This window comes from Fulvivirga kasyanovii (assembly GCF_009711405.1).
In the GTDB taxonomy this organism is placed as follows: domain Bacteria; phylum Bacteroidota; class Bacteroidia; order Cytophagales; family Cyclobacteriaceae; genus Fulvivirga; species Fulvivirga kasyanovii.
The window spans coordinates 20,950-26,478 of record NZ_SMLW01000612.1; the positions used below are offsets into that span (position 1 = coordinate 20,950).

At 40.6% G+C, this 5,529-nt stretch carries 7 protein-coding genes; all 7 read left to right on the forward strand.

What is annotated here, in order from left to right; all coding sequences use genetic code 11:
• The first annotated feature begins 190 nt into the window (after nucleotides 1–190).
• Nucleotides 191–631 carry an Hsp20/alpha crystallin family protein gene (locus E1163_RS19370; protein WP_155174115.1) on the forward strand — a complete coding sequence of 147 codons (441 nt, stop codon included), beginning with the start codon at nucleotides 191–193 and terminating at the stop codon, nucleotides 629–631.
• A gap of 77 nt (nucleotides 632–708) precedes the next feature.
• Nucleotides 709–972: a DUF2158 domain-containing protein gene (locus E1163_RS19375; RefSeq protein WP_155174116.1), complete on the forward strand. Its 264-nt coding sequence runs from the start codon at nucleotides 709–711 to the stop codon at nucleotides 970–972.
• A gap of 78 nt (nucleotides 973–1,050) precedes the next feature.
• Nucleotides 1,051–1,416: a hypothetical protein gene (locus tag E1163_RS19380; protein ID WP_155174117.1), complete on the forward strand. Its 366-nt coding sequence runs from the start codon at nucleotides 1,051–1,053 to the stop codon at nucleotides 1,414–1,416.
• A gap of 144 nt (nucleotides 1,417–1,560) precedes the next feature.
• A complete protein-coding gene (locus E1163_RS19385) occupies nucleotides 1,561–1,716 on the forward strand; it encodes a hypothetical protein (RefSeq protein WP_155174118.1) in 156 nt (51 codons plus the stop codon).
• 158 nt (nucleotides 1,717–1,874) lie between these two features.
• On the forward strand, nucleotides 1,875–2,957 hold the full coding sequence (locus tag E1163_RS19390) for a glycosyltransferase family 4 protein (protein ID WP_155174119.1): 1,083 nt from the start codon (nucleotides 1,875–1,877) through the stop codon (nucleotides 2,955–2,957).
• Nucleotides 2,958–2,965: 8 nt separating this feature from the next.
• Nucleotides 2,966–5,158, forward strand: a complete 2,193-nt coding sequence (locus E1163_RS19395; RefSeq protein WP_155174120.1) for an amylo-alpha-1,6-glucosidase — start codon at nucleotides 2,966–2,968, stop codon at nucleotides 5,156–5,158.
• Between the two features lie 121 nt (nucleotides 5,159–5,279).
• On the forward strand, nucleotides 5,280–5,529 hold a 250-nt coding region (locus E1163_RS19400), incomplete at its 3' end, for a hypothetical protein (RefSeq protein ID WP_221418043.1).

A 5,529-nucleotide genomic window follows, 5' to 3' on the forward strand; every position in this document is an offset into this window, starting at 1 on the left:
TTTTCAGAGGAAACTGACATCGTTTATCCGTAACATCAATTGGCACAAGAGTTGTCAATAGGAAAATAGAATCGCGGTTCTAAAGTTTATTGAATTTAGGTTTTGATGGTTCTGATCCCGATAGCTATCGGGACAGGATTACAGTTTAACCAAAATTGTTGAATTGTTTAACTATTAAAATTTGAAGACGATGAGCACTTTAGTAAAAAGAAACGGATTTTTCCCTTCTACATCATTCTTTGATGATTTCTTGACCAGAGACCTTTTTGATTGGTCTAATTGGACTGACAGTAGTAACAGTACTGTTCCTCGTGTAAATATTGTTGAATCTAACGATGACTTCAGGGTAGAAATGGCCGCTCCTGGCATGAAAAAAGATGATTTTCATGTAGAGTTGGATAACGATATGCTGACCATCTATTCTGAAGTGCAAAATGAGCATTCCAAAGAGGATCAAAACTACACTCGTAAGGAATTCAGCTATCAGTCTTTCAGAAGAAGTTTCCATCTACCAAACACCGTAGAAGCTGATAAGATCGAAGCTACCTACAAAGATGGATTACTTAGCCTTGTGATTCCTAAGAAAGAGGAAGCTAAGAAAAAACCTGCAAGGACTATAGCTATATCCTAAGTCCCGTTTTTGAGTTTTTGAGTAAGGTGGGGTGCGAAACACCCCACCCATTTTAAAGATTTAAAAATTGAGGAGCCATGAAAAGATATTTTAAACCCGGAGACAGAGTGCAACTGAGATCAGGTGGACCTGTCATGGAAGTGATCAAGTATGTGGAAGGCAAGGATTTTCTGTTAGGCACATCTACAAGTAATCATAAGGTTTTATGTGTATGGTACGATAAAGTAGAAGGCCGAAAAGAAGGAGTTTTCCATCAGAATAGCTTGATCAAAACCAAATGGCCTGTACGGTTTCTATCCAACAAAGCAGCTTTTCTGAGCAATGCAGGGAATCATTGCTGATGTTGGATTGAGTCAAATAGTTAGTTTATGCTTTTGATTAGATGAGTTATACATGTTGAACGAAAAAATGATGAAGCCATGAAAACATTATTTATTATTCTTTTACAAATAGGTATGATGGATAATGCTAACCTTATTGCTCCATCTTTTTTTCAAGCTCAAGTGAAACCAACAGTTCCTGAGAAACAATGGTTCAATAATTTTCTGACCGTCCCTCAGGATAAAACCATATTTATATATAATCCGGTATTAATGTATCAACCTCAGTTGAGTACGCTGGAGCTGTACTTTGAGCCCATGCATTTGCCAATGCAACGCCAAAGCAGTTTCCATAACAATAAGTACGGAGTTGTACCTGAAGGGGTCAAGTTGCGGCCTAGACAAACCAGGGGCAAAAGGATCTATCGCTCCAATCCGGTGACAAAATATAGAGGTCCTATCTAAAAACACGAATTGGTATGGAAAGGAACGAGACCTATATCTATTTCATGATAGCTGCCATCCTTTTTTTCGGATTCAGCTTCTTGGTGGTGCTAGGCATGTTTGCACATGCCATAGTATCACTGATTCTGTAAACTATTCCTGAATATGGAGCAAAGTGTATTTTTGAACTATTACAAGACCATATTAGAGAAGGTTAGCTTTGATCAGTTTCTCTTGAAAAAAGAGTATAAAAAGCACTACAAACTATTCATCCATCAGATGATTCAAAACTGGATCAATGGATGTATGAAAATGGGCTAAAACAAAAATTAAATGATTGGAATGAACTAAAACAGACAGCATAAAACAATAATACGATTATGAAATCGTCATTAAAAATCAACAGTGATTTTACACAAATTGCGAATAAATTTTTAATGTAAGATTCAGTGTTGCCATTGAAAGACAAACAAACGAACATGAAAATAGCACAGATATCCCCCTTATATGAATCGGTACCACCGAAGCTTTATGGAGGTACTGAGAGAGTGGTTTCTTATTTGACTGAAGAACTGGTTCGTCAAGGTCATGATGTTACACTGTTTGCTTCAGGAGATTCTAAAACCAATGCAAAACTGGTCAGTCTCACTGAAGATGCTTTGAGGCTTAAGGATGTACAAGATCCATTGGCTCATCATATTGCACAGATGCAGGAAGTAATAGAGCATGCACATGAATTTGACGTGATGCATTTTCACACGGACTACCTGCATTTTCCATTTTCCAGCTTATTGAATAAACCACATTTGACCACTCTTCACGGTCGATTGGACATCCCCGATCTCGTTTACGTGTATCATAAGTTCAAAAAACAACCCCTCGTATCCATCTCTGATTCTCAAAGGAAAGGGATGCCTGTGGATGTCAACTGGATCGGTACGGTTTATCATGGGCTGCCGTTGGATCTCTACAGGAAAGGAGAAGGTGATGGCGATTATGTTGCATTCATTGGCCGAATATCTCCTGAGAAACGACCCGATAGAGCGATACAAATAGCGAAAGAAGCAGGCATAAAAATAAAGATAGCAGCCAAAATCGATACGGCCGATGAAGATTATTATCAAAGAATGATTAAGCAGCTTATGGAGCAGCCACATGTTGAATTCATTGGGGAAATTGGGGAAGATCGAAAAGGCGAGTTTTTAGGTAAAGCAAAAGCCTTATTATTCCCAATAGATTGGCCGGAACCTTTCGGCATGGTAATGATCGAGGCAATGGCATGTGGTACTCCCGTAATCGCCTACAATCATGGATCGGTACCGGAAGTAATTGACAAAGGAGAAAGCGGGTTCATTGTAGATAATGTGGCTGAATCTGTTAGAGCATTGGAAAATATTGACCTTATAGATCGAAATAAAGTCCGAGAGACTTTTGAGAAGCGATTCAGTACAGGCGTGATGGCTCGAAACTACATGGAGCTTTACCAGTCACTGATACCATCTACCAAAAAATTAGTGTTTATTTCAAAGGAGTTAAAAAACCAGGTTAGGTCCCTTAGTTAAATAAAGCAATGATTGAGATTCAGGAAGAAAAACAAGTCATAGAAAAAGGCGAATTTGAAGTATTGGCGGATGCCAGCTACATTGATGATCGAACACAGGTACTGAATCACTGTGATACTTTTAGTATTACAAGTAGGTCTGGTGATATTCTCCCCCTGGGTAAAGAGGTTCAGGGGGTCTATCATCAGGATACCCGATTCATCAATGAACTCCGATTGCTATTAAATGATCAGTACCCGGTATTGCTTAGTTCCAATATCAAGGAAGCCAATGATGTCTTATCAGTAGACCTCACAAATCCCTTGATAGCGCTACCGGATGAAACAAAACTTCCGCAAGGATCTATTCATCTGCACAGAAGTCAACTGGTACGAAATGGACGGTTTCATGAGAAGATTGAAATAGAAAACTATTTGGATCATCAGATACCTCTTACGATAAGCCTTCAATTTGATGGTGACTTTAAGGACATTTTTGAAGTAAGGGGACTTGAGCGAGAAAGAAGAGGAATTTACCTGGGTTATGAACAATTGAATGATCGTACCCTCAAGATTAGCTATAGGGGGCTGGATGAGGTAGTGCGTCAATGCAAAGTGGTATTTAATCGCTCGTTTTCAACCAATGAGTCTGCTGGCAGAGTGGCTTTTGACTTACAGCTTGAACCAAAGAAACTACAGCATATCGAATATTCGCTGACTTTTTCTCAAGAAGGGGGCAGCCAGGATGAGGTCGACTATTGGCAAAGTCGGCATGCCAACGCCAGTGATCTTGATCGGGGTAAAGATTACCTACCAATTATTGAAACCTCCAACGAGCAATTCACGCATTGGCTCAATCGCTCAAAGGCTGATCTGGTGTCCTTAATGGCAGACACACCCACCGGTAAATATCCCTACGCTGGAGTACCCTGGTATAATACGGCTTTTGGCAGGGATGGGATCATTACCGCTTTGGAAACATTGTGGGTGGCCCCAAAGCTGTCCAGAGATGTATTGCTATTTCTTGCAGCCAATCAAGCCACTACGCTGGATGAATCCATAGATGCCGAACCTGGAAAAATCTTGCATGAAACGCGCGGTGGAGAAATGGTCGCACTCAATGAAGTGCCCTTCAAGCAATACTACGGAACGATAGATGCCACTCCTCTCTTCGTGATGTTGGCTGGGGCCTATTATGAGCGTACGGGTGATATGGATACGATCAAACGCATTTGGCCAAATGTTCAAAAGGCACTTGACTGGATATATCAATATGGGGATCTCGATGGGGATGGCTATGTGGAATATCAGCATAAATCGAAAAATGGGCTGACCAATCAAGGCTGGAAAGACAGTCATGATTCTGTTTCTCATGCCAATGGGCAGTTAGCCGAGCCTGCTATTGCTCTCTGTGAAGTTCAGGGATATGTCTATAGTGCCAAACTGTACGGAGCAAAGCTTGCTGAGCTTTTTAATGAAACAGCTAAAGCAAATCAGTGGCGTAAGAGTGCAGAAAAACTCAAAATACAGTTTAATAAAGATTTTTGGGACGAAGCGTTAAGTTGCTATGTGCTGGCGTTGGATGGTCAGAAAAAACCCTGCAGGGTAAAGTCATCCAATGCAGGACAAGTGCTGTATACAGGAATTGCAGATTGCGAAAAAGCAGAACGTTTGAGCAAAACACTACTTGAATCTGACATGTATTCAGGTTGGGGAGTAAGAACCTTGTCGCAGCATGAAGCAAGATACAATCCAATGTCTTACCATAATGGATCTGTCTGGCCACATGATGTAGCGCTAATTGCTGATGGCATGGGGCAATACGGTTATCCGCATAATGCGCTAAAACTCATGACTGGCTTATTTGATGCTTCACTTTTCATCAATCTTCAACGTTTACCGGAGCTTTTTTGCGGTATGGACCGAAGAGAAGGTGAAGGGCCTACGGCTTATCCGGTAGCATGCTCTCCCCAGGCTTGGTCTGTTGCCGCTGTGTATTTATTACTTAGGTCCATATTGCAGATCAATATAGACAATAGTAAAAGGGAGGTGTCTTTTTATAAACCAATTTTACCTGAGTATCTCGAACGTGTCGTGATCAAAAACCTGGATTTAGGGAATCAGATGGTAAATCTTGAGCTAACCCGACACGGAAAAGACAACATGATAGGGGTTAACTGGAATTATGAAGGAAATGAATGGGTATTAAAAATCATCAAATGAAGATTTTGCAAAGAAATCAAAAGTCTCATAACCTGCTGTTAAGGCGGACACTTCTGCGCCTAGTATCGTCAAGCTGCGTTATACCTCAATAACCTCTCATACGACCGCGAAAAGCGGCCAGATGAGCCTATTCCATGCTAACGCAGGTTTTAGGATTGCTGGCAGAGGAACGGTTCAAAATGATATTCTTGAAGATGATGAAGTTGGTTTCTATCTTGATGGTACCAATCTTAAAATCAAAGTCAATTGTAAAGAAGATGCAGGAGGCTTAAAACAACAAATGGTAAAATACAGCTTGGCCGTAACTTTGGAGGTAACAGAAATGTCGCTGTACCAATCTATCAAGAATTTGATCAGCGAATTCAGGCCCA